Raw genomic sequence first — 21300 nt, 5'->3', positions numbered from 1 at the left:
GTATTAGGTTGGTGTCGGAAGCTTCCGCTTCGAGACGCTGCCGAGCCGCCGCTCCAGCACGCGCGACCAGTGCGACAGCGGAAAACACAGGCAGAAATAGATCAACGCCATGATCGGAAAGATGATATAGGGCTCCGTCCCCTGCACCGGCGCATTGGCCCAGCGCTTGCCGACATTCATCAGATCATGAAACCCGATGATATAGGCAAGGGAGGTTCCCTTGATGATCTGCACCATGAAGCCGACGGTCGGCGCGAGTGACAGACGAAACGCCTGTGGCAGGATGATCAAGCGGATAATCTGCAAAAAACTGAACCCGAGGGAGCGCCCGCCCTCCCACTGACCCGCAGGCACCGCCTCCACCGCGCCGCGCCACACATCGGACAAATAAGCGCTCGCATAAAGAACAAGTGCAATTCCGGCGGCAAGCCAGGGGTCCATGTCGATGTCGAACAGCCGCGGAACACCAAGCCCGAGCAGGAACAGCATCAGCAGCAGTGGTACGGACTGGAAGGTCCAGATATAGCCGGTCGCAACCTGTTTGCCGATTTTTGACGGCGAGGTTTTGACAAGGGTAATAAAAAGGGCGAGAATCCCGCCGCCGATAAAGGCAATCAGCGATAGATAAATAGTGAACTGCGTCGCCTCCAGAAGCTGATAGAGAACAATGCCGTAAGGTTTGCCGAGCAGGCTGATAAAGACATCTCTCATCGCGGCGCCTTCCATTTGAACAGGCCGCGATGCAATAGTTGCAGCAGCGTCTTGAACAACAGCGCCATCAGGATATAGATCACGGTCAGGGTGAAATAGACCTCGAATGAACGGAAGGTCCGGCTGTCAATATAGAGCCCGGCATACATCAGATCGCGCACGCCAACCTCCGCAATGATGCCGGTTGTGAGAAACAGGAAAATGAACTGGCTGTTGAGCGACGGATACATCATTGCCACCGCCTGCGGGAAAATGATCTTGCGGAAGATCACCGTCTTTTTAAGGCCAAGGGCAGAAGCCGCCTCAATTTGGCCATGCGGCACCGCATTCAGCCCCGCCCGCAGAATTTCCGAGAAATAGGCCGAGAAATTCAAGGTCAACGCCAGCAGCGCATGCCCCCAGAAGGGCCATTGATAGCCGAGCAGCAACGGCAGGCCAAAGGCAACGATAAAAAGCTGCACGATCAGCGGCGTATTGCGGATGAATTCCGTATAGCAGGCGGATATCTGCCGGAGCACGGGAAGTTTCGAATATCGGAAGGACGCCAGAAGCGTCGCCAGAAGCAGCCCCATGATACCGCCGCCAATGGCAAGGGCCGCACTTAACCCCGCACCTTCCGCCAGTAAGGACAGATATTCCGGACTCCTGTAAATTTCAAAAAATCTGAATTCCACTGCACCTTCCCTGCTGTTCCCCCAGACCACAGCAAAAACAGTGCCACCTATATTTGGCTGAATCCAACCTATTCTTGTGTCCATCCAGCGGAAAGATGTTCAAAATTTATGCTTTTCTTAATTTTTGCCTATTTTTTCTACATTATGGAACAACCGTTCAGCTTGAAAAAGCAAGCATGGTCCAGGTGATGCCCAATGCTCGATTGCCGGACTGAATCGATTCCATCTTTTTTCTTCTGATAAGTGTAAGCCCGGCAGCCTTACCACCCGAGATAACGTCCGATGCCGCTACCGCATACATCGGCCGCACCGCCGGTGACGGCCCATGCCGCAGGGATATCAGCAACCGTCCGCCCCGCCGCCGTAGCCCGGCGAGATGAGGCGTCGGATCCACAGCCATGACGCGATGTCCCCGGAAAGCCAGATGTGCGGCGTCCCGGCCGGTACCGGCGACGATATCCAGAATGTCGGATGGCTGCTCGGGGATCAGGTCAATCCAGGCTGCATGAACGTCTTCAAAGGCAAGCGCCTCGTATGGGCCTGTCAGTTCTGCCGCCATTTTCTCATAACCGGCACAGGCCGGATGTATCAGGATCACGGGTCCTTCGGTCATACCCTAGACATGCTGACCGCCATTGATATGCACCTCCGCCCCCGTGACGTAGGAAGACGGTGCATCGCACAGGAAATAGATGGTGGAGGCCACCTCTTCCGGTCGGCCAAGGCGGCGCAGCGGAATGTCTTTCACCATCTCTTCCGTGCCGGGTGACAGGATGGAGGTATCAATCTCCCCCGGTGCAATGGCGTTGACGCGCACGCCATGCGGCCCGAAATCCGCCGCCATCTCCCGCGTCAGCGCCGATAGCGCGGCTTTCGATGTCCCGTAAGCGGAGCCCGCGAAAGGGTGTACCCGACTTCCCGCGATGGAGGTAACATTGACAATCGCCCCCTTCGCCGCCACCAGTTCATTGAACAGCCCCTGCGCCAGCATCAGCGGCGCAAACAGATTGACATTATAGACATGCAGCCAGTCGTCATATCCGGAATTCAATGTGTTAAAGCGCGCGCCATCCGGCCCTTTCGGCGAAATACCGGCGTTATTGACAAGGGCATGGAGAAGGCCGCCGTTCAGCCGCTCGCGGATATTGTCAATGGCGGCTGGCAGCGTCGAGATATCTGCCAAATCGATCTGCAGATGATTTTTCTCGCCCCCTTCCCACGGGCAATATTCGGAAAACGCCTGCCGGGAAACGGTCAGCACCCGCCACCCTGCCGCGCTGAAGCGCTTGACCGTGGCATGCCCGATGCCCCGGCTCGCCCCGGTCAGCAATAAAACCTTCTGCGTGTCCGCCATGCCCCAATTCCCTTATCATGTGCAGCGAAGAAGCCCCAAGCGCGGTATCATAGCCGCCCCGACGTCATGTTGAAACAATGATTACGGCCGGGCATAAAAAATCCCGTGATCAGTCTTTTTACCCCATATCTTTGCCTTCATACCCTGAGAGTAATGGCAAATGGCGCCGCAACGCTTGAAATACGGTGCGAAATTCTGCACATAATAGGCAGCCGTCAACCAGAAAACCCGGTCGGGGAACCATGACAACCCATCTCATCAGCCACCGCGATTGCCTGTTTCACGATACCGGCCCCGGCCATCCGGAGCGGGCGGATCGCCTGCGCGCCGTGCTGCATCAGCTCGATAGCGATAATTTCCCCGAACTCGTCCGTCATGATGCACCGCTCGGCACAACGGAGGATATCGCCCTCGTCCACTCCGCCGCGCATATCAAGCATATCGCCAGCAGCGCGCCTATGGCGGGGATCATCAATCTTGATCCTGATACGGTTATGTCTCCGGGCTCCCAGATTGCGGCTCTCCGAGCCGTCGGTGCGGCAATTGCCGCCGTCAATATTGTGATGGGTGAAGCGAATACAAATGCCTTCTGCGCCATCCGTCCGCCCGGACATCATGCGGAAACGGACCGCGCCATGGGATTTTGCCTTTACAACAATGTCGCCATCGCCGCGCGTCATGCCCAGAAGGCGCACGGTCTCCAACGTATTGCCATTGTCGATTTTGATGTTCATCACGGGAACGGAACGCAGGAAATCTTCGCCCATGACCCAGATGTCTTCTATGCGTCCAGCCATCAGGCGCCCTTTTATCCGGGCACGGGCTCGGTCACCGAAACGGGGGTTGGCAATATCGTCAATGTCCCGCTGGCGGCCGGGGCCGGCTCCCGCGAATTCCGCGAGGCTTATGACATGGTTATCCTGCCGGCTCTGAACGCCTTCCGGCCGGAGTTGCTCCTTATTTCCGCCGGATTTGACGCCCATATCAAGGATCCGCTCGCCAATATCAACCTGACCGGTGAGGATTACCGCTGGATCACCCGTCGCCTGATGGCCGTTGCCGATCTGCACGCCAAGGGACGCGTGGTGTCGTTACTGGAAGGCGGTTATGATCTTGAAGGGCTGGCGGAAGGTGTCGATGCTCATGTGAAAGCATTGCTCCAGGCCTGAGAGAGCGTTATAAGACGGCAAAGGAGAAATCATGTCTGATCCCAATAGCCAGAAAGTCCCTGACGATATCGCCAAGATGTCCTTCGAGGAGGCCTTGAGAGAACTGGAACAGATTGTCGAAAAGCTCGATTCGGGCCAGGTCGATCTTGACCAGTCAATTGATATTTACACCCGCGGCTCGCTTCTGAAGGCGCATTGCGAAGCGCGTCTTAGAAACGCCCAGGAAAGGGTCGACAAAATTGTCGGCCGCAACGGCAATCTGTCGGTCGAACCGGCGAATATTGACTAGACATGCCTCAGGCGGGGTCAAGAACAGTTCTATGGAAGATGATTTCAGCAAAGCCCTCCGTCAGACCGCAGATTTGATGGATAAGGAATTACGCACCCTGCTGCCGGTAAGCGAGGGGCTGGAAAAGCGGCTTTTTGACGCCATGCGCTATGCCGTCCTGTCCCCCGGCAAGCGGCTACGCGCCTTTTTGCTGATCCAGTCCGCCGACCTGTTTGCTGTCCCCCGCCTGCATTCCGTGCGTGTGGCGGCGGCATTGGAGATGGTCCACAGCTATTCCCTCATCCATGATGATCTGCCCTGCATGGATGATGACGATCTACGTCGCGGCCTGCCGACGGTCCATAAAAAATTTGACGAGGCGACGGCCGTTCTCGCCGGTGATGCGCTGCAATCGCTCGCCTTCGAAATTGTCAGCGATGCGGATACCCACCCGTCCGCCGAGGTGCGCATCCAGCTCGCCGCCCGGCTTGCCCGCGCCATTGGCGGACAGGGCATGGTTGGCGGTCAGGTGATGGATATCCACGCGGAAAGCAACCCCATCGATATGGCCACCATTACGCGCCTGCAACGGCTGAAGACCGGCGCGCTCATCTCCTTTGCCTGTGTGGCGGGCGGCATCCTCGGGCATGCATCCCCGCCACAGTTGCAGGCGCTCAAAGCTTACGCCCATGATTTAGGGCTGGCCTTTCAGATTGCAGATGACATACTGGACGAAGAAGGAACGGCGGAGGAAATGGGCAAGGCAACCGGCAAGGACGCCGCGGCAGGAAAGGCCACCTTCGTTTCTCTCATGGGACTGGAAGATGCCCGTGTCCATGCCGCCATTCTGGTCGATCAGGCAATCGATCATCTCGATCCTTTCGGGCCGAAAGCAGATCTGTTACGACATGCGGCGCATTTTGCCATTCACCGCCGCAACTGAAGACGGGTTCAGATTATGACGACGACACCGCAAACACCCTTGCTTGACACCATCACATATCCGAAGGATATGCGAAAACTGACCCTGCCGCAGCTCACCCAGCTTGCCGCGGAATTGCGTCAGGAGGTAATCAGCGCCGTTTCCGTCACCGGCGGTCACCTCGGCGCGGGCCTCGGCGTGGTCGAACTGACCGTGGCATTGCACCATGTTTTCAACACGCCGGAAGATCGGCTGATCTGGGATGTCGGGCATCAATGCTATCCGCACAAGATTCTGACCGGACGGCGGGACCGTATTCGCACCCTGCGTCAGCCGGGCGGCCTTTCCGGCTTCACCAAACGGGCGGAAAGCGAATATGACCCCTTCGGCGCGGCGCATTCCTCCACCTCTATCTCCGCCGGTCTGGGCATGGCGGTCGGGCGTGACCTGCTGGGCCGCAAGAACAATGTCATTTCGGTCATCGGCGACGGGGCCTTAAGTGCCGGTATGGCCTATGAAGCGATGAACAATGCCGGCGCCATGGATGCGCGGCAGATCGTCATCCTCAATGACAACGATATGTCCATCGCCCCGCCTGTCGGCGCGATGAGCGCCTATCTCTCCCGCCTGCTATCTGGTAAGCCCTACCGCAGCCTGCGGGAAATGGCGAAGCAGCTCGCCTCTCTCCTGCCCGATCCGCTGGAACGCACCGCGCGGCGGGCGGAGGAATTCGCCCGCGGCATGGTCACGGGCGGAACCTTGTTTGAGGAGTTGGGATTTTATTATGTCGGGCCAATCGACGGCCATAATCTGGAACATCTGATCCCCGTTCTCAAGAATGCCCGGGATTCCAAGCAGGGGCCGATCCTGATCCATTGCGTCACGCAAAAAGGCAAGGGCTATCCGCCCGCCGAAGCCGCTGCCGACAAATATCACGGGGTTTCAAAATTCGACGTGATCACGGGCGCACAGGCGAAAGCGACGCCCAACGCCCCCTCCTACACCAAGGTATTTGCCCAGAGCCTCATTCAGGAGGCCCGCGATGATGACAAGATCGTCGCCGTGACCGCTGCCATGCCCGATGGCACCGGCCTTGACCAGTTCGCAGGGGAATTCGCCGACCGCTGCTTTGATGTCGGCATTGCCGAGCAGCATGCCGTCACCTTTGCCGCCGGTATGGCGACGGAGGGGCTGAAGCCGTTCGTTGCGATCTATTCCACCTTTCTGCAACGCGGTTATGACCAGGTCGTGCATGATGTTGCCATTCAGAATTTGCCGGTACGATTTGCGCTCGACCGGGCGGGACTTGTCGGGGCGGACGGGGCAACCCATGCGGGCTCCTTCGACATTACCTATATGGCAACGCTGCCCAACATGATGGTGATGGCGCCTGCCGATGAAGCGGAATTGAAACATATGGTTGCCACCGCCGCCGCCTATAATGAAGGGCCCTGCGCCTTCCGTTATCCGCGCGGTGAAGGCGTTGGGCTTGACTTGCCGGAAAAGGGCGAAGTGCTGGAAATCGGCCGCGGCCGTATGATCCGGGAGGGTGACCGTGTTGCCATCCTTTCCTTCGGCACCCGCCTGAAAGAAGCGCTGATCGCAGCGGAGGAACTGGAGGCAAAGGGTATCTCAACCTCCGTTGCCGATGCCCGTTTCTGCAAGCCGCTCGATGAAGCCCTGATCCGCGATCTTGTCGCCTCCCATGAAGTGCTGATCACGGTCGAGGAAGGCGCCGTTGGCGGCTTCGGCAGCCATGTCATGCAGTTCCTGGCAATGAACGGTCTACTGGACGACGGGCTGAAGATGCGCCCTCTCTGCATGAAGGATGTCTTCATAGACCAGCAGAAAATTGACGATATGTATGAAGAGGCGGGCATCAATCATGACCAGATTGTCAAGACAGCCCTCGATGCGCTTGGCGGCGGAAAGGCAAAACGGCCCAATATTTCCGCCGTCTAGACCGCTCGCATGACAGAGACATCGCAAAGGCTCGATCTGGCGCTGGTCGCCCGCGATCTGGTGAAAAGCCGGGCACGCGCGCAAAGCCTGATCGCGGAGGGGCGCGTCAGCGTCAATGGCGAAATTGCCGATAAAGCCAATCGCAAGGTGACGGAAACGGCGGATATCACACTCGATATCCCCGATATGCAGTGGGTCGGGCGGGGCGCCGTCAAGCTGCTGGCCGCCCTCGATCATTTCGGCCTTTCCGTGAAGGGGCGCATTGCTGCCGATATCGGCGCCTCCACCGGCGGTTTCACGCAAGTTCTATTGTCGCGGGATGTGCGGCGCGTCTATGCCGTCGATGTCGGGCATGACCAGCTTGATCCTGTCGTTGGGGAGGATCCGCGCGTCGTCAATCTGGAAAAAACCAATTCCAAGGATCTCGACACCGCACTCATCCCCGATGCCCTTGACCTGATTGTCGCGGACGTGAGCTTTATTTCGCTGACCAAGGCGTTGCCCGCCGTCCTTGATCTCGCGGCGCCGGGGGCGGATCTTGTCGCATTGGTCAAACCACAGTTCGAAGTCGGTAAGGGAAATGTCGGCAAAGGCGGCATTGTCCGGGACGCGGCCCTCGCGGACCGGGTGCCAATGGAGATGGAAAGCTGGATCAATGCCCGTCCCGGCTGGCGCTCCCTCGGCACTATGGCGAGCCCCATCCTCGGCAGTGATGGCAATCGGGAATTTCTGATGGGGGCGCGGCATGTCGGCAATTGAACTTACCATCAGCCATATCGGATCGGGCGGCGATGGCATCGCCACCCATCGGGGTAAGACCTACTATATCCCCTTCACCGCCCCCGGAGAGCGGGTATCAGCGCGCCCCGAAGATGTAAAGGGCGACGGCAATGTCTGCACCATCGTGGAAATCCTTGAGGAAAGCACGGAACGGGTCAAACCATCCTGCCGTCATTTCAGCCAGTGCGGCGGATGCGCGATGCAGCATCTCTCCCCGGACTTCACCGCAGAATGGAAGCGGCAACGCATTCTCGACTGCCTTGAGCGGGCGGGAATAACAGATGCCCATGTCCGGCCAACAATAACCAGCCCATCCGGCAGTCGGCGGCGGGTGGAATTTATTGCCTCAAAACGCAAGAAAGGGGTCATGGTCGGCTTTCATCTGCGCCGCAGCCACCAGATTTTCGATATCGGAGATTGCCCGGTGATTGTCCCCGCCCTGCTCGCCCTCGTCAAACCTCTGCGAAGCCTGCTACCTGAACTGCTACCCCGCAACAGTGAAGCCCGCCTGCTCGCAACCGAAACGGAAAATGGCGTCGATCTGCTGATCACGGCTGACCTCACGATGGATCTGGACAAGCGGGAGATGCTGTCCGCCTTTGCTGCGGAACAATCCCTTGCCCGGATTGCCTGGCGCGCCCGTCCCCAGGATACGCCCGAAGCGATCGCCGCCCGCCTCCCCGCGGAAGTCCGGCTGGGCGGCATTCCTGCCATACTACCGCCCGGCAGCTTCCTGCAGGCAACCAAAGCTGGTGAGGAAGCCCTTGGCGCCTTTGCCCTTGATGCCCTTCGGGAGGCGAAGCGCATTGTCGATCTGTTCGCCGGGGTCGGCAGCTTCACCTTGCCGCTTTCCGCCCTTGCCCCTGTCCACGGCGTCGAGGGGGATGCGGAGCTTGTCAAAGGCCTGCAAATGGCTGCCAACCGTGCCATTCGCCCTGTCACGACGGAATGCCGTGATCTCTTCCAGCGACCGCTTCTGAAAGATGAGCTGAATGCCTTTGACGGGTTACTGTTCGATCCGCCGCGCGCCGGGGCAAAGGCACAGGCCCTCGAAATTGCGAAATCCGATATCCCCGTTGTGGTCGCCATTTCCTGCAATCCGGTCACCTTCGCCCGCGATATTGCCCTACTTCTCGACGGCGGATATCAACTCGGCCCCATACAACCGGTGGATCAGTTTCTCTTCTCTCCCCATGTGGAGATGGCCGCGGTACTGACCCGCGCATAAGACTATTTTTCAGGCAGGGAGAAGGGTTTTGCCGGCGCGTTCTGTGCACTGCCAAAAATCGGCCCGCTCACATAGTCAACCTGCATTTTAAAAGCCGCCCGCGCCAGCTCGTCATTATCCAGAGATCGCCAGATACACTTAAGCCCCTGCTCTTTCGCTGCCGTAAACAACGCGGAGATTTGCCCCAGATCAAGACGTTCATGGCCCACAAGTGAAATGGCGAAAACCGGCAGGTCATTAATGGCCGCAAAATCCTTCCAGCGGATATCCACTTCAAATGCAAATCCCAGAACGAGCTGTCGCAATGCACCAAGAATTTGCCGGTAACGGCTGTTCGGTACGCCATCCGGCACATCCTGGACATTGAGGATCAGATGCCGGTCCGTATAGTTTGGCAGGGTTGCCAACAGACGGGCGTATTTGCTGCGGAAATAACTGTTTGCCAGCGTTTCAAAGCGAACCGGCAACAGCAAGGCGGGCCGCCGCCCCTGAATGTCCAGCTTTTCGATAATATTGCCAAGTTCTGTCAGGATCACGCAATCCAGCTCGGCGCGGGTCCGGTGGGAACCGCTTTGCCGCAAGTCTTCCGGCATCGCCGTCGCGGCGATGTCCCCCTCCCGACTGGCATCCAGCGCCTCATACAGCCCGACAAAGCGTTTGCGGCGATTGATCAGGGGGCGAAAACGAATACCGACATCGGCTTCGCGCAACTTTACTTCCCGGGTTTCGCGCTCCTGCGCCCTCAGAATGGCCGTGTGGAAACAGGAAACCAGCCCTTCAAGGGAGCGGATTTTGTCCAGCCCCTCGAAATCCTCAATCGTCAGCATCGCCGCCTCGACGGAAATCAGCTCCCCGCCCGGCAATTCGCCAAACAGCTTGTTGACCAGATCATTGGCAATCGCCCGGGACCGCTGCAACGCTTCCTGACGGGAGGCATTAGCAAACAGCAGCGCAAAATGCCCATCATCCAGCGGCACGAAAATATCATGTCTGCCCAGCTTGCGGCCAATGTAGGATTCGGCGATTTCTACAATATTTTCACGGATTTCGCCCCATCGCTCCTTATAGCGTGTCTTGACCTCATCAAGCCCGATGATCTGGATGCTGCCGGTAACAAGGTTTTCAAGGGCTTCCCGATAGGTTTTTCCGAAGGGGCGCAGAAAGCTTGTCGCTTCGCCAATTTCGTAATGCTTCACTTCGCGGGCAGCAGGATAAGGCTTTACATCGCCGGTCCGGCGGCCCTGATTGTAGAAATCGGGGCTGATTTGCGCCGTATCTTCCGAACCACTGTCGGCCCGTCCCATGTCTTTCGCTACAACCATCCAATCCACATTCCAATGGGAGTGTTTTCGCGCATCATAATCGCAGATCAGAGTATATAAATCGTTAATCAGACATGTGGTCTAATTATAAAATGGCAGAAATCAGCAATTGCGCAGCGCGAACCGGAGAGCTATCTTGCCGCAAACCTGACAGATAAAAATCCGTAAAAGGGCGCGATGACGGACCAGCTCCATTTCCTTGATACATCCGGCCTGCAATGCCCGCTGCCTGTGCTGCGTGCAAAAAAGACGCTGCGCGACCTTGCGCCAGGTGCCCGGCTGCGTGTTATTGCCACCGATCCGGCGTCCGTCATCGACTTCCGTCACTTTTGCAATGTCACCGGCTATCTGCTTGAAAAAGCGTCAGAAAATGACGGAAAATTCGAGTATATCATCATCAAGAACGTGACGGGCTGATCACCACATCAGGTCACGTCACTCGGCCCGTCCCCAACGGCAAGCGGGCCTCGCTGCCCCTCCTTGAAATCGGCAGGCGGCACAAATGGGTCGGGTTCCGCCCCGCCAATACCCCGATAGACAGAGACAGACGGAAAGGCGAAGCCGGTTCCCGCCTGCTCAACAATGCCCTTGATCGCATAGGCAAAATCCTGCTTGATCTGCAACCATTCACCCCAGTTGGTTGTCCGCGTGAAGCAATAGATCATGATATCGATGCTGCTGTCGTTAAAGCTGTCGGTATAGACAAACTGCAACGCCTCTCCCGGCTGGGCGAAATCCCGATTGTCCGCAAGATAACTGCCGATCTTCCCGGTAATCTCCTGAAGCTGTGCAACGGAGGTGGAATATTCAACGCCGATTTTCCAGTAAATGCGCCGATAGGTCATTTCGGAAAAGTTGGTAACAGCCTTGTCAGCGAAGGTCGCATTCGGGACAATGGTCAACGCCTTGTCAAACCGTCGGATAACAGTCGAGCGGAAGCCGATCTTCTCAACCGTGCCCTCGACCACGCTATCGACAAGCACCCAGTCGCCCACCTTGAAGCGCTTTTCCGCGAGAATCAGAAAGCCGCTGATCAGGTTTTTGAAAAGATCCTGGGCGCCAAGGGCCACGGCAACACCAACAATACCGAAACCGGCAATGATCGGCCCGACCTGGATGCCCCAGAGTTGCAGCACCGTCGCCCCTCCAAGACCGATGACAATCCCCTTCATGATCTTGACCAGAAACCCCACCATCTCGGCGGAAAATATCCGCTCCAGCTTGCCCAGCAGAAACGTCATCGGCGAGATGGCGGCGTAAAGCGCCCAGAAAATATTAAAAACAATAAGGGAACGGACAATCCGCCCGATGAATGCCGTAAAATCCGGATCATCGGAAAAATCCGCTACAGACAGCGCAAAATAAACACCGATCACAATAGGAATGAAGCGGATCGGTTCCTTCATGGACAGGATCAGCGCATCGTCAATCCGGTTACTCGACCGTGACGCATAGGCCAGCGCCCGGTTGATGGCAAAGCGGGTGAAGATACCGCGAATGAGTAAGGTCAGCGCGATGATTCCGAGAGCGATGATCAGGGAACTGAAGTCGAACCCCGCATAACCCTCTTTCCAGACTTCTTTAACAATTTCCCATAAATCGTTTATATTCTGCACTTTTTATCAGCCCTATACATTCAAACGGCGGCAAACAGCCGCCAAATTCCACTCATCAATAACGGGGGATGGCGGTAAAATCAAATCTCGGGAGATAAAATTCCGGGAATAACGCGCGTCAGGAGATCACATTGAGGAGAGCGTCAATATCCTGCTCCGTCGTGTTCCAGGATGTGACAAGACGAATTTTCCCATCCGTATCATTGGCGCGGCGGTGATAGAGAATGTTGGAAACCGCGAGACATTCCAGAGCCGCTTCGGGCAGCTTTGCAAAGATGATGTTGGCCTCCACCGGATAGCAGATCGTCGCGCCCGGAATACCGCGAATGCCATCGGCAAGGCGTTCTGCCATCCGGTTCGCATTGGTGGCCAGTTCCCGCCAGTATTCAGCTTCGAGATAGGCATCAAGCTGTGCCGACAGATAGCGCATTTTCGAGAAGAGATGCGCGCTTCTCTTGCGGCGAAATTCGAACTCTCTCGCCTTCTCCATATTGAAAAATACCACGGCCTCCACCCCCATGGCGCCGTTCTTGGTCGCCCCGAAGGATAAAACATCGACCCCGACCCGCCAGGTGATATCAGCAGGATGGCAGTTCAGAAACGCCAGCGCATTGGCAAAACGCGCGCCATCCATCTGCAAGGCAAGGCCATGCTTCTGCGCCAGAATACCGATTTCGGCAATCTCATCCGGGCGATAGACACTCCCGCATTCCGTCGCCTGCGTGATGGAAATGACCGATGGCATCACATGATGAACGGAGCCCCCGCCTTCCAGAACAGCCTCTTCCAGCGCCCGCGGATCAATCTTGCCATCCGCACCAGCCACCGGCACAAGTTTCGCTCCGCCTGTATAAAACTCCGGCGCGCCGCATTCATCATTATCGATATGGGCAAGGGGATGGCAGAAAACCGCGCCATAGGGCGGCGAGAAGCTGCTGATACCAAGCACATTGGCGGCGGTCCCCGTCGCTACGGGAAAAGCCCTGAGGTCGCATTCAAAGAGATCGCGAAGTTTGTCCTCCACTTGCCGGGTCAGGCCATCATGACCGTAGCTGGGAGCCGCCCCGTTGTTCGCCCGTTGCAGTGCCGCCATGATTTTCGGCGCGACCGGCGCCGCATTGTCACTGGCGAAATTGACGGGCATTCCGTTTTTCAACACCTGTTGAGCTCCCTTTTTCCGGGTCTGTGAAAATCACAGGCTGCGCTACTCAACGACTGCCCGGTCGAGGATAAATCTGCCAAGTTCCCGCCCGTCGGCCAATGAATAGACAAGTATGCGCCGCGCGGTACCTTCGGTTCCAAGGGTCAGGAACATCCTCGCCCCATCGGAGGAAAGGCTGATTACATCCATATCCTCGGGCAACGTGATAGCGACATCGCCGAAGCCGGACAACGGGACAAGACCGCTCCCCTCAACCACGGTTGCGGGGGCCGGACGGCTTTCCTCCGCCGTGGCGGGCGGATTAGCGCTTTTCGATCCCGTTATCCGCATATATAACGTAACCCCGATAATGCCGACAAACAGGATGATCAGAAAGCCGAGAATCCCGACAATCCATTTCAGCAGGGTAAGATTCGGGCCGGGTTCATAGTCCGGTTCATCTGTCATGACGGCACCTTGGGCGATTGCAAATAACACTGGTTCCTGTGTATGCCATTCAATGCGGGGTTACATCAAGTTGAAGTTTCAGAAGACGTTCGCGGTGCGCGCCTCGACCGGCTGCTGGCGGACGCGCTGCCGGATGTTTCCAGAAGCCGCATCAAGCCGCTGATTAAGGGGGGTATGGTCACCCTTGCGGGCGTCGCCGTCACCGATCCGTCCCGTCGGGTGCAACCGGGAGAGTCCTATGAAATTCACCTCCCGGAAGCGGCGGAAGGCGATCCGGAACCCGAGGATATTCCCCTCGAAATCCTGTTTGAGGATGAGCATCTGATCGTTGTCAACAAACCCGCCGGCATGGTGGTGCATCCGGCGGCGGGAAACTGGTCCGGCACGTTGGTCAATGCCCTGCTGCATCACTGCCGCGACAGCCTGTCCGGTATCGGCGGGGTAAAACGGCCCGGAATTGTCCACAGGATCGACAAGGAGACCAGCGGTCTTCTCGTGGCGGCGAAGAATGACGCCGCGCATCAGGGCCTGGCCGCCCTGTTTGCCGCCCATGATATCGAACGGCGCTACAAGGCCGTGGTGTGGGGCCGCCTTTACCCGCCAACGGGAGAGATTGAAGGCAGCATTGGCCGCGACCCGCATAACCGCAAACGCATGGCAATGGTCACAAAAGGCGGGAAACCCGCCCTCACCCGCTATCGGCTGGAAGAAAATTTCTCCGACATCGCGGCTCTTGTCACCTGTGAACTGGAGACCGGGCGCACCCACCAGATTCGCGTTCATATGGCTCATATCGGCCATCCGCTGCTTGGCGATCCACTCTACAGCCGCCAGAAAAAAAGCCGCGTCAGCTCCCTTGAGGAATCCCGTCAGGCGGTGATCCTCGCTTTCTCCCGCCAGGCGCTGCATGCCGAAACCCTCGGATTTGTGCACCCCGTCACAGACAAGCCCTTGAAGTTTGAGGTAGATTTACCATCTGATCTGAGGGAGTTGATCGCGGCGCTGAGGGGTTAGAACGACAACATCAAATCGCCATGATTATCCCCTAGACAGGAGTTTGTCGGGCTTGTTTTTCGGGCATCCTGAATGACGAAAGACAGGCGCCAGAAAGAGAGAGGGTCCTGAATATGAGCATATCATCCTTACCCGTATTGACGCCGGAAGGCGGCCTGTCCCGCTACCTGCAGGAAATCCGCAAATTTCCTATGTTGGAAGCGGACGAAGAATACATGCTGGCCAAGGCCTGGAAAGATCACGGCGATACCGATGCCGCGCACAAGATGGTGACAAGCCATCTGCGCCTTGTGGCAAAGATCGCCATGGGTTATCGCGGCTATGGCCTGCCGATTGCCGAGCTGATTTCCGAAGGCAATGTCGGCATGATGCAGGCGGTCAAGCGATTTGAACCCGAGAAGGGCTTTCGCCTGTCCACCTACGCCATGTGGTGGATCCGCGCCGCTATTCAGGAATATATCCTGCGCACTTGGTCGCTCGTTAAAATGGGGACGACCGCCGCCCAGAAAAAGCTGTTCTTCAACCTGCGCAAGATCAAGGGGCAGATTGAGGCCATTGACGAAGGCGACATGACGGCCGATCAGGTCAAGACCATTTCGAAAAAACTCGGCGTGACCGAGGAGGAAGTGGTCAGCATGAACCGCCGCCTGACGGCGCCGGATCATAGCCTCAACGCCCCCATGCGCGCCGAAAGTGAAGGCGAATGGATGGATTGGCTGGAAGATGACAGCCCGAACCAGGAAACCGTTTATGCGGAGAATGAAGAGCTGAAGCGCCGTCGCACCATGCTGGAAAAGGCCATGGATGTCCTGAACGAGCGGGAGAAGCATATTCTCACCGAACGGCGGCTACGCGATGAACCACTCACACTCGAAGAGCTGAGCCAGCATTATGACATCAGCCGCGAGAGGGTGCGCCAGATCGAAGTGCGCGCCTTTGAAAAGCTGCAACGGGCCATGAAGGCAAAAGTCCTGGAAGAACGGATCGGCTGATCCACATATCAACCAACAGCAAAAGGCGCCGGATTATCTCAGGCGCCTTTTTTTGTTCCCTCAGAAGGGGTTAGCGTGAGAACCCGCCGACAGAGGGCATCTGCACCGCCCCGACCCGGGCCAGCGCACCCAGCACCTTCTCTGACGGATCGCCATAGAGGGTCATGACTTTTGGCGTCAGCACTTCCAGAAAACGGGCCGCGAATTTCTTGCCGAAATTGCCCATGTGAACAAGTGCCGCATCGGAATTTTCAAATCGCTCCAATACATGACAGACCGTCTTGTCCTCATTCACCGACCATTCATAATTGAGTGTGCCCGGTTCATCCGCTTTCGTTGCCGCGATCATTTCATCTTTCAAAGCGGCGAATTTTTCATACTGCCCGGATTTGATCTCCAGCTCGTAGATCCAGTAGACATGGCCTGTCATTCTTTATTCCTTTTTTATGATTTGTTCGTGCCCCGCACTATGCCGAAATGCGGCCCAATGCGCCAGCCGTTATAGAAAGTTCGAATGGCGAGAATGCTTTGATAATGGCGATCAGCGGCCACTGGCGCCGTCTTTCATATCGGCAACAAACTGCCCGCCCCATTCTTCGACCAGCTTCATGCGCCGCTTTTGAAGTTTGGCGATCATCGCCTTCGCCTGCAATTCAGACGCGGAGAAAACAACAATCGGCACGGCCCAGGACAGAAAAACCGCCAGCCCCGCCCCGCCAAACATGGCCAGCCACATGTAAACATCGGTCAGCATCCGGAACGCTTCGTTGAACGTCTGGCCCCGATCCCACAGGATGCCGATAACCGGGATGATACCGGCAAGGTTGAAAGCAAGCATCGTGGCAATGCTGCCAATGCGGCCGGTGTTCAATAGAATTGCCACAAGGCTCGGGATCAATCCGGCAAAGAGAATCAGCATGGTTGGCGGAATAAATACAATTCCAAGCCCGGAAAAGACCATCACCCAAAACAGGGCGATGCCCTGCCCGACCCTGTTTTCCGCCATTTTTGCAGGCTGCTTTTTCTGCTTCGCCATTGTCTATTCCATAAAATACAAGACAGAAAGAATCGTACTGGCCAGTAATGCCGTAACTGAAAGAACAGATGTAATCCAGGCGCCATATCCTTCAGCGGCGGCCCGCCGCGCGTCTGTGCCATTCATCAGGAAGATGGCCAGTCGATCCGCCTCTCCGGCGGCGGCAAGGGCTTCTTCATATTCCCGGCGGTCCTGCGCAAGTTGCCGCTCCAGGTCGGTTGCCTCAAGGATCATGCCAAGGTCGCCGCTTTTCCGGGCCTCGCGAAATCGCTGTATGACCACTTCCCGGCGCAATCGGGAGCGGATTTTCAGGAAGACCGGTTTCAGCATCTCTTCCGCCCAAGCGGCAAAACCGGGCAGTGGTCCAGGATGGCTGAGCGCTTGCAGCTTTGCAAACAGCTTGAGTTCCACCAGCACGTGTTCAACACTGCCCGCCGGATACAGGGTCAGCGATATCAGAAACTTATCGAGCCCGCGTGATTTTGTCGCGATGAAGGCCGCCGCATGACGGTCAAAAGGGTTGCCATGCCCATTCGACGCCAGCAGCTTCTGTTCCGCAACTTCAATAAATTCCGAAATATTACGCACATGCGACCCCAGCACAAGCGTGCTCAGACAGGGTGTCTCCGGGCTGAGTTCATAAAGACAGCGTTCAAGCCCATAGCCAAGCTCGCCGCCATTTTTCATATAACCCTGACATCCGGTGATCGAGGCTTCGGGCAGCCAGTCGGCGCGGCGCTCCCGCTTGTCGCGAAACTCGGTCATGGCGATGTTCAGCAAGAGACCACTCTCGAACAATTCAGCGATGGACTTTTTCATCTCCATATTGTCTTGCCGAAATGCCTCCAGCATCAGCATACCGATTGCATTGCGGGAGAAGGAGATATTGCGATACCAGAGTGGTGCCTTCGGATCGAGCAGGCGCAGCATATGGGTGACAGCCGTGGTCTCACTGCGCGCCTGTGCATGGGCCGCCCCCCCCAATGCTTCCCTGAATTTGGGAGATTTCTGTGGCTGTTGCCTCATCGCGCAGGGCGTTTTTTATCCATTTCGCAAGTCGGCCACTGCGCAGAAGATCAAGCGCCGCCTTGGGCTTGCTGATCATATTGTGCGCCAGCAGCCGGGGCGAGCCATATTCCACTTCCTCGAACAGGATCTTGTCGAGCGCCCGCGTATCTCCGCGTCCGCGGCGCGGCGTCTCCTTGATGACATCGCGCCAGTTTGCCAGCTTTTCCGCATTCCAGCGGCGCGCCGGGTCATCATGCAGCAGGCCCGCCAGGATATCGGACATCCGCGGCGACAGGCTCAGCTTTTCCGCCAGCAAGGAAAAACTGCCCTTCAGAAGTTTGCCGCGATAAAGCTCTTCATCACTCATTCCACCGCCCGGCGCTTCCCCGCCGAGCAGATGCAGAAACAGGATGCCCACCGCATAGAGATCATGGGCCGGCACGCCGTCCCCACGGCCCGCCGGATGCGCCATCATGCTTTCAAGCGGTTCATAAACAGTCGGTTGCAGCAGTCCCGGCGCCTGGCTGATCGCCTCGCCCAACACGATAGTCTGACGCTCGCTATCGCTGTAGAACAGGTTGTCGGCGCGAATGGCACGATGCGTCATTGCCCCCTGATGGAGATCGAGAAGGCAGGCGGCAATGGGTGGCAAAACCTTTTCCAGAATCAGATTCTCAGACATGCCGCCATGACCGTCTTTATGAACCGGTCCGCCCCGGGGGCGTTCAAACACTGTGGCGTAGCGGATATCGAGAGAGGAAAAACGCACGACGCCATGCGCCAGAAGATCAAGGGTTCCGCCGTTACGGCTGTTCTTGATGGCGTCCGCAACCGGTTTGCGGTAATAGCTGTAAGGGCTTGATATTACAGCCACAAGTTCGTTAGTCGGGTCCTGAATATCGGCCGCTTCAACGGCAATGCTTGCCCCCTGCTGAAGGAAATCAACAGGCCGCGACAGGTCTATCCGGAAACGGCCAGCCAGCAGCGCGCCGCGTTCCGCAGGAGCGGCGTCAGTCGGTGTTTCCAGTTTTTCGGCGAGACTCATGCGAGCGGCTCTGTCAGTTACCTCAAATCCGGGCCAACATTCGCAAAATGACGTTAAGATGCCGTTAAACTCTTGCGGGTTACCGCCCCGGATTCTGCAAAGCTGAGGTCTTGCCAAGGGCCGTCAGCAAGGCGGCAATCCCCAGTCCGGCCGAAGCGATAAGCGATGCCACAACGAAATCCCCGAAAATGCCGTAAATATAGCCTGCAAAAACCGGCCCGATCGTCTGACCAAGGCCAAAGGCCAGTGTCATGATGGCCAGAATCTGCCGGGCATTACCCGGCAACATCTCACGGGCATGAACAAGCCCGACGGCGGACATTCCCATGAAAGTGCCGCCCAGCAGCACTGCACTCGCAAGAACCGCGCCCGCACTCGCGGCATATACGCTACCGGCCACACCGATGGCGAGACAAAGGCTCGCAAGAGCATAGCTGTTATGATTGCCGATCCGCCGCCCGACCCAGGACCAAATCGCCACCGAAGGAATTCCGGCAAGACCGACCACCAGCCAAACCAGCGTCTGCATCCATTGCAAGCCGGGAATTTGCCGCACCAGAACCGAAATAAAGGTCGCCGTGATAATATAGCCAAAGCCGAGCAGGAAATAGGACAGGATCAATGCTTTGAGCGGGTTGCTGAAACTCATTTTCGGCGGGCTCTCTACAATGACAACGGCCTTGCCCTCCCCAGGCACCAGCCAGAAAACCGGAAGCAGCATCGCCGCCGAGAGGCAGCCGGTCCAAATCCACATTTCCCGCCAGTCTGTGCCGATTGCAATCAGCGACATGATCAGCAGCGAGGAGAGGGAAATACCGACCCCCACTCCGGCAAAATACAGCGCCGAAAGAGAAGAACGCCCTTGCTCCGCGAAGCGGTTGAGGATCAGGGTGGTGCCGAAAATCATGACAAAGGCCGAGGCAATTCCACCCACAAACCGCAGAAAAAGAAATACCCCAATGCTGTCCGACAGCCCCATCAGGATTGTCGTCAGGGCGCAGACCATCAAGGCGGACAGAAACCAGAGCCGCAGCGATCCCGGAAGAGACTGCCGGATTGCCAGCAGGGCACCAACGAGGTAGCCCAGAAAATTTGCTGAGGCAATCAGCCCCGCCTGCGTCTTGTCAAGGCCGAGCCCCGCTTCCATAAAGGGCAGGATCGGCGTAAAGACAAACCGGCTGATGCCGAGGCCGATGGCCAGCGCCAGCAGCCCGCCGATGGCAAGCTGCATTATATGGATGGATGCCTTTGTCATCCGGCTAAACTAGCACGCCCGCCGGAGAATGATACTATTCTAATCTTCGAACGGATCGCGCACCAGAATGGTGTCTTCGCGTTCCGGACTGGTGGACAGCAGCGCGACCGGCGCCTCGATCAGCTCTTCCACATGGCGGATATATTTGACGGCGGCGGCAGGCAGGTCCGCCCATGTCCGTGCGCCAAAGGTGCTGTCGCTCCATCCTTCCATGGTTTCATAAATCGGTTTGACCGCCGCCTGATCGGCCATACTGGCGGGGAAATAATCTATTTTCTGGCCGTTCAGCTCATAGCCGACGCAGATTTTAAGCTCTTCCATGCCATCGAGCACATCCAGCTTAGTCAGCGCAATGCCGGTTATGCCGCCGGTCTTGACGGCCTGACGCACCATTACCGCATCAAACCAGCCGCAGCGCCGCTTGCGCCCCGTAACAACCCCAAACTCGCGGCCGCGGGCGCCCAGACCTTCGCCGATGTCATCAAACAGTTCCGTCGGGAACGGCCCTTCCCCCACGCGGGTGGTATAGGCCTTGGTAATGCCCAGCACATAATTGACCGAACCGGGGCCGATACCGCTGCCGACCGCCGCCTGTCCGGCCAGCGTGTTGGAAGAGGTCACGAAAGGATAGGTGCCGTGGTCGTTATCCAGCATCGCGCCCTGCGCGCCTTCAAACAGAATCCGGCGGCGATCCTTCCGCGCTTCATCAAGGCGGCGCCAGACAATATCGGAAAACTCGAGCACCTTCGGAGCAATTTCAATAAGTTGCGCGAGCAACTTATCACCATCCACCAACTCCGCGCCCATCCCCTTGCGGAGCGCATTATGATGATCGAGGAGGGTCGAAATCTTGCGTTTCAGCAGCGCCTCGTCAGTCAGATCGCAGACACGGATGGCGCGCCGCGCCGCCTTGTCCTCATAGGCCGGACCGATGCCACGGCGTGTGGTGCCGATCTTAACAGCGGTGCTGGCATCCTCGCGCAGTGCATCGAGTTCCCCATGCAGCGGCAGGATCAGCGTCGCATTTTCGGCAATCTTCAGCGTGTTGTGATCCACTATCACCCCTTGCGCGCGCACTGTCTCTATTTCCTTCATCAGCGCCCAGGGATCGACGACAACGCCATTGCCAATGATCGACATCTTGCCGCCCCGCACAATACCAGAAGGCAGCAAGCTGAGTTTATAGACCTTGCCATCAACGACGAGGGTGTGACCTGCGTTATGCCCTCCCTGAAAACGCACAACAACATCGGCGCGCTGTGACAGCCAGTCAACGATCTTGCCTTTGCCCTCGTCACCCCACTGGGAACCAACCACCGCAACGTTCGCCATTTT

23 protein-coding genes are annotated in these 21300 nt (G+C 57.3%); 9 read left to right on the top strand and 14 right to left on the bottom strand.

Features of this window, described 5'->3' with window-relative positions; genetic code table 11:
• Positions 1-3 precede the first annotated feature (3 nt).
• The 4 genes from CMN55_RS03100 to CMN55_RS03085 all read right to left on the bottom strand — a co-directional run bounded on the left by CMN55_RS03100 (position 4) and on the right by CMN55_RS03085 (position 2739).
• Positions 4-711 (bottom strand): amino acid ABC transporter permease, encoded by a 708-nt coding sequence (locus CMN55_RS03100; protein ID WP_293948080.1) that lies wholly within the window; start codon positions 709-711, stop codon positions 4-6.
• Entirely contained in the window at positions 708-1385 is a 678-nt protein-coding gene (locus CMN55_RS03095; protein ID WP_293948079.1) for an amino acid ABC transporter permease, read from the bottom strand. Before CMN55_RS03095 ends, CMN55_RS03100 begins: the two co-directional genes overlap by 4 nt.
• A gap of 157 nt (positions 1386-1542) precedes the next feature.
• Positions 1543-1998 carry a class I SAM-dependent methyltransferase gene (locus CMN55_RS03090; RefSeq protein WP_293948078.1) on the bottom strand — a complete coding sequence of 152 codons (456 nt, stop codon included), beginning with the start codon at positions 1996-1998 and terminating at the stop codon, positions 1543-1545.
• 3 nt (positions 1999-2001) lie between these two features.
• Positions 2002-2739 (bottom strand): SDR family NAD(P)-dependent oxidoreductase, encoded by a 738-nt coding sequence (locus CMN55_RS03085; protein ID WP_293948077.1) that lies wholly within the window; start codon positions 2737-2739, stop codon positions 2002-2004.
• Positions 2740-2981: 242 nt separating this feature from the next.
• On the opposite strand from CMN55_RS03085, the gene CMN55_RS03080 reads away from it, so the two are divergent.
• Genes CMN55_RS03080 through rlmD form a run of 6 tightly spaced genes read left to right on the top strand, consistent with a single transcriptional unit; the run spans position 2982 to position 9068 of the window.
• Positions 2982-3908 (top strand): histone deacetylase family protein, encoded by a 927-nt coding sequence (locus CMN55_RS03080; RefSeq protein WP_293948076.1) that lies wholly within the window; start codon positions 2982-2984, stop codon positions 3906-3908.
• 31 nt (positions 3909-3939) lie between these two features.
• A complete protein-coding gene (locus CMN55_RS03075) occupies positions 3940-4197 on the top strand; it encodes an exodeoxyribonuclease VII small subunit (protein WP_293948075.1) in 258 nt (85 codons plus the stop codon).
• Between the two features lie 31 nt (positions 4198-4228).
• A complete protein-coding gene (locus tag CMN55_RS03070) occupies positions 4229-5119 on the top strand; it encodes a polyprenyl synthetase family protein (RefSeq protein ID WP_293948074.1) in 891 nt (296 codons plus the stop codon).
• 15 nt (positions 5120-5134) lie between these two features.
• On the top strand, positions 5135-7060 hold the full coding sequence (gene dxs / locus CMN55_RS03065) for a 1-deoxy-D-xylulose-5-phosphate synthase (protein ID WP_293948073.1): 1926 nt from the start codon (positions 5135-5137) through the stop codon (positions 7058-7060).
• 9 nt (positions 7061-7069) lie between these two features.
• Complete coding sequence (locus CMN55_RS03060) at positions 7070-7819, top strand: TlyA family RNA methyltransferase (RefSeq protein ID WP_293948072.1); 750 nt, start codon at positions 7070-7072, stop codon at positions 7817-7819.
• Positions 7806-9068, top strand: a complete 1263-nt coding sequence (gene rlmD, locus CMN55_RS03055; RefSeq protein WP_293948071.1) for a 23S rRNA (uracil(1939)-C(5))-methyltransferase RlmD — start codon at positions 7806-7808, stop codon at positions 9066-9068. Before CMN55_RS03060 ends, rlmD begins: the two co-directional genes overlap by 14 nt.
• A 2-nt stretch (positions 9069-9070) precedes the next feature.
• Here the strand turns inward: rlmD and CMN55_RS03050 are convergent, their stop codons facing one another.
• Positions 9071-10390, bottom strand: a complete 1320-nt coding sequence (locus tag CMN55_RS03050) for a hypothetical protein (protein WP_293948070.1) — start codon at positions 10388-10390, stop codon at positions 9071-9073.
• Between the two features lie 177 nt (positions 10391-10567).
• On the opposite strand from CMN55_RS03050, the gene CMN55_RS03045 reads away from it, so the two are divergent.
• Positions 10568-10807, top strand: coding sequence for a sulfurtransferase TusA family protein (locus CMN55_RS03045; protein ID WP_293948069.1), 240 nt, complete (start codon positions 10568-10570; stop codon positions 10805-10807).
• An 8-nt stretch (positions 10808-10815) separates the two neighbouring features.
• Here CMN55_RS03045 and CMN55_RS03040 read toward each other — a convergent pair whose 3' ends face one another.
• The 3 genes from CMN55_RS03040 to CMN55_RS03030 form a co-directional block, all read right to left on the bottom strand.
• Positions 10816-12006, bottom strand: a complete 1191-nt coding sequence (locus tag CMN55_RS03040; protein ID WP_293948068.1) for a mechanosensitive ion channel family protein — start codon at positions 12004-12006, stop codon at positions 10816-10818.
• Positions 12007-12124: 118 nt separating this feature from the next.
• Positions 12125-13165 carry a threonine aldolase family protein gene (locus CMN55_RS03035; RefSeq protein ID WP_293948067.1) on the bottom strand — a complete coding sequence of 347 codons (1041 nt, stop codon included), beginning with the start codon at positions 13163-13165 and terminating at the stop codon, positions 12125-12127.
• 45 nt (positions 13166-13210) lie between these two features.
• Complete coding sequence (locus CMN55_RS03030; RefSeq protein ID WP_293948066.1) at positions 13211-13615, bottom strand: hypothetical protein; 405 nt, start codon at positions 13613-13615, stop codon at positions 13211-13213.
• 42 nt (positions 13616-13657) lie between these two features.
• On the opposite strand from CMN55_RS03030, the gene CMN55_RS03025 reads away from it, so the two are divergent.
• Both CMN55_RS03025 and rpoH read left to right on the top strand, forming a co-directional pair.
• Positions 13658-14629, top strand: a complete 972-nt coding sequence (locus CMN55_RS03025) for an RluA family pseudouridine synthase (RefSeq protein ID WP_293948065.1) — start codon at positions 13658-13660, stop codon at positions 14627-14629.
• A 113-nt stretch (positions 14630-14742) separates the two neighbouring features.
• On the top strand, positions 14743-15621 hold the full coding sequence (gene rpoH, locus CMN55_RS03020) for an RNA polymerase sigma factor RpoH (RefSeq protein WP_293948064.1): 879 nt from the start codon (positions 14743-14745) through the stop codon (positions 15619-15621).
• Between the two features lie 70 nt (positions 15622-15691).
• On the opposite strand, the gene CMN55_RS03015 is transcribed toward rpoH, so the two are convergent.
• From CMN55_RS03015 to CMN55_RS02990, 6 genes are all read right to left on the bottom strand, one after another.
• Positions 15692-16051 (bottom strand): putative quinol monooxygenase, encoded by a 360-nt coding sequence (locus CMN55_RS03015; RefSeq protein WP_293948063.1) that lies wholly within the window; start codon positions 16049-16051, stop codon positions 15692-15694.
• 111 nt (positions 16052-16162) lie between these two features.
• A complete protein-coding gene (locus CMN55_RS03010; RefSeq protein ID WP_293948062.1) occupies positions 16163-16657 on the bottom strand; it encodes a hypothetical protein in 495 nt (164 codons plus the stop codon).
• Positions 16658-16660: 3 nt separating this feature from the next.
• A complete protein-coding gene (locus tag CMN55_RS03005) occupies positions 16661-17641 on the bottom strand; it encodes a hypothetical protein (RefSeq protein ID WP_293948061.1) in 981 nt (326 codons plus the stop codon).
• Complete coding sequence (locus CMN55_RS03000) at positions 17607-18710, bottom strand: serine/threonine-protein kinase (protein WP_293948060.1); 1104 nt, start codon at positions 18708-18710, stop codon at positions 17607-17609. The genes CMN55_RS03005 and CMN55_RS03000 overlap by 35 nt, the downstream gene beginning before the upstream one ends.
• 79 nt (positions 18711-18789) lie before the next feature.
• Positions 18790-19965, bottom strand: coding sequence for a YbfB/YjiJ family MFS transporter (locus tag CMN55_RS02995; protein ID WP_293948059.1), 1176 nt, complete (start codon positions 19963-19965; stop codon positions 18790-18792).
• A 39-nt stretch (positions 19966-20004) separates the two neighbouring features.
• Positions 20005-21297 (bottom strand): adenylosuccinate synthase, encoded by a 1293-nt coding sequence (locus CMN55_RS02990; RefSeq protein ID WP_293948058.1) that lies wholly within the window; start codon positions 21295-21297, stop codon positions 20005-20007.
• Between the last annotated feature and the right edge of the window lie 3 nt (positions 21298-21300).

The sequence above is a fragment of the Sneathiella sp. genome (assembly GCF_002694385.1).
Taxonomy (GTDB): domain Bacteria; phylum Pseudomonadota; class Alphaproteobacteria; order Sneathiellales; family Sneathiellaceae; genus Sneathiella.
Note: the sequence above shows the minus strand (reverse complement) of the source record. Positions and strands in the feature narration are given on the sequence as shown.

Bases quoted from the DNA above. Each gene is read 5' to 3' on its own strand.
- CMN55_RS03100 (WP_293948080.1), bottom strand. From the start codon at position 711: ATGAGAGATGTCTTTATCAGCCTGCTCGGCAAACCTTACGGCATTGTT.
- CMN55_RS03090 (WP_293948078.1), bottom strand. From the start codon at position 1,998: ATGACCGAAGGACCCGTGATCCTGATACATCCGGCCTGTGCCGGTTAT.
- CMN55_RS03085 (WP_293948077.1), bottom strand. From the start codon at position 2,739: ATGGCGGACACGCAGAAGGTTTTATTGCTGACCGGGGCGAGCCGGGGC.
- CMN55_RS03080 (WP_293948076.1), top strand. From the start codon at position 2,982: ATGACAACCCATCTCATCAGCCACCGCGATTGCCTGTTTCACGATACC.
- CMN55_RS03075 (WP_293948075.1), top strand. From the start codon at position 3,940: ATGTCTGATCCCAATAGCCAGAAAGTCCCTGACGATATCGCCAAGATG.
- CMN55_RS03070 (WP_293948074.1), top strand. From the start codon at position 4,229: ATGGAAGATGATTTCAGCAAAGCCCTCCGTCAGACCGCAGATTTGATG.
- dxs (WP_293948073.1), top strand. From the start codon at position 5,135: ATGACGACGACACCGCAAACACCCTTGCTTGACACCATCACATATCCG.
- CMN55_RS03060 (WP_293948072.1), top strand. From the start codon at position 7,070: ATGACAGAGACATCGCAAAGGCTCGATCTGGCGCTGGTCGCCCGCGAT.
- rlmD (WP_293948071.1), top strand. From the start codon at position 7,806: ATGTCGGCAATTGAACTTACCATCAGCCATATCGGATCGGGCGGCGAT.
- CMN55_RS03050 (WP_293948070.1), bottom strand. From the start codon at position 10,390: ATGGTTGTAGCGAAAGACATGGGACGGGCCGACAGTGGTTCGGAAGAT.
- CMN55_RS03045 (WP_293948069.1), top strand. From the start codon at position 10,568: ATGACGGACCAGCTCCATTTCCTTGATACATCCGGCCTGCAATGCCCG.
- CMN55_RS03030 (WP_293948066.1), bottom strand. From the start codon at position 13,615: ATGACAGATGAACCGGACTATGAACCCGGCCCGAATCTTACCCTGCTG.
- CMN55_RS03025 (WP_293948065.1), top strand. From the start codon at position 13,658: ATGCCATTCAATGCGGGGTTACATCAAGTTGAAGTTTCAGAAGACGTT.
- rpoH (WP_293948064.1), top strand. From the start codon at position 14,743: ATGAGCATATCATCCTTACCCGTATTGACGCCGGAAGGCGGCCTGTCC.
- CMN55_RS03015 (WP_293948063.1), bottom strand. From the start codon at position 16,051: ATGACAGGCCATGTCTACTGGATCTACGAGCTGGAGATCAAATCCGGG.
- CMN55_RS03010 (WP_293948062.1), bottom strand. From the start codon at position 16,657: ATGGCGAAGCAGAAAAAGCAGCCTGCAAAAATGGCGGAAAACAGGGTC.
- CMN55_RS03000 (WP_293948060.1), bottom strand. From the start codon at position 18,710: ATGAGTCTCGCCGAAAAACTGGAAACACCGACTGACGCCGCTCCTGCG.
- CMN55_RS02995 (WP_293948059.1), bottom strand. From the start codon at position 19,965: ATGACAAAGGCATCCATCCATATAATGCAGCTTGCCATCGGCGGGCTG.
- CMN55_RS02990 (WP_293948058.1), bottom strand. From the start codon at position 21,297: ATGGCGAACGTTGCGGTGGTTGGTTCCCAGTGGGGTGACGAGGGCAAA.